The 1,317-nt window shown below is 74.6% G+C and carries 1 protein-coding gene; it reads right to left on the reverse strand.

The annotated features are described in order from the left end of the window. Nucleotides 1–135: 135 nt before the first annotated feature. Nucleotides 136–777, reverse strand: coding sequence for an IclR family transcriptional regulator (locus tag E4099_RS32100; protein WP_135342600.1), 642 nt, complete (start codon nucleotides 775–777; stop codon nucleotides 136–138). Nucleotides 778–1,317 lie beyond the last annotated feature (540 nt).

The raw sequence follows: 1,317 nt of genomic DNA on the forward strand, positions 1-1,317 counted from the left end.
ACCCACCCCCACCCTCAACAGAGGCTTCGCGCCTTTCTGTGGAGCTCCGGCCGCTTCCGGCCAAGGCCGTCCCCGCGATGAGGGGCGCCGACCGCTCCGGGCGAGGCCGTCCCGGCGGTCGGCCGTCACCGAAGGTCAGCGCAGTGCTTCCGACACCTCGCGGGCCGCCTCCAGCACGCGGGGGCCGACCTGCTCGGGCACCGCGTCGGTCAGCATCACCACGCCCACGCTGCCCTCGATGCCGGTCACCCCGAGCAGGGGCGCCGCCGCACCGCTCGCGCCCGCCTCCAGTTCGCCGTGGGTGAGGGCGTAACCGGGGTCGTCGGGGTTGCCGGCGCGGGCGGCGAGGATGGCGCGCCCGGCGGCTCCCCGGTCCAGCGGGTGCCGGAAGCCGGGCCGGTAGGCGACGTGGTAGTCGGTCCAGGTCGGTTCGACCACCGCGACCGCGAGGGCCTCGGTGCCGTCCACCAGGGTGAGGTGGGCGGTGGCCCCGATGTCCTCGGCCAGGGCGCGCAGGGCGGGCAGCGCGGCCTCGCGCACCAGCGGATGGACCTGGCGGCCGAGTTGCAGGACGCCGAGCCCGACCCGGGCCCGGCCGCCGATGTCACGGCGTACCAGGGCGTGTTGTTCCAGGGTGGCCAGCAGGCGGTAGACCACGGTGCGGTTGACGCCGAGCTTGGTGGACAGCTCGGTGACGGTGAGCCCGTGGTCGGTATCGGCCAGCAGTTTGAGGACACGCAGCCCTCGGTCGAGCGTCTGAGAGGTCTCCGCGGTCATGACGCCCCTTCCTCGGAGTGATGGCGGGCCTCCGTGGATGCGTCATCGATCCCTGCGACGGCGCGCGAAGAGGCCGCCGGTCGCGGGTCACGCACCGGCTGCGCTCCGCGGCGGCGCTGCCACGGGGCGTGTGCGTAGCGGAAAAGTAGCGAGTCGGTTCGCTGAGCGAAAGACTTTGTCCAGAATCCGTGCGGAGTTGGCACGCCGTGCCAGGTCAGCGGCGCCGGGATTGCCGTGCGGTGCCATGTTTTGCCCCGCCTGACCGCGGCTCCCCCTGGCAACTTGGTGAAGCCCTCCTAAAGGGGTTGCGCGGGAGCTCCGGCGCGGTCGGCGCCCCGGCGTCGGCTCCGTACGAGCACCGCGCGGGGCGGGGGCGCGGCTCACCGGAGTCCACGGGGCAGGCGCCCCCGGCCCGGTGGCTCACAGCCCGGTGGCCGGGGGCCGGCGACTCACCACCTGGTGGCTTCGGACCCACCCACTCACGGTCCGGTGAACCGCGACTCGGGCCCCAGGGGCCGGCGACCGCCCCCGGCCCCGCCG

It is taken from the genome of Streptomyces palmae (assembly GCF_004684805.1).
Lineage (GTDB): Bacteria > Actinomycetota > Actinomycetes > Streptomycetales > Streptomycetaceae > Streptomyces > Streptomyces palmae.

Bases quoted from the DNA above. Each gene is read 5' to 3' on its own strand.
- E4099_RS32100 (WP_135342600.1), bottom strand. From the start codon at position 777: ATGACCGCGGAGACCTCTCAGACGCTCGACCGAGGGCTGCGTGTCCTC.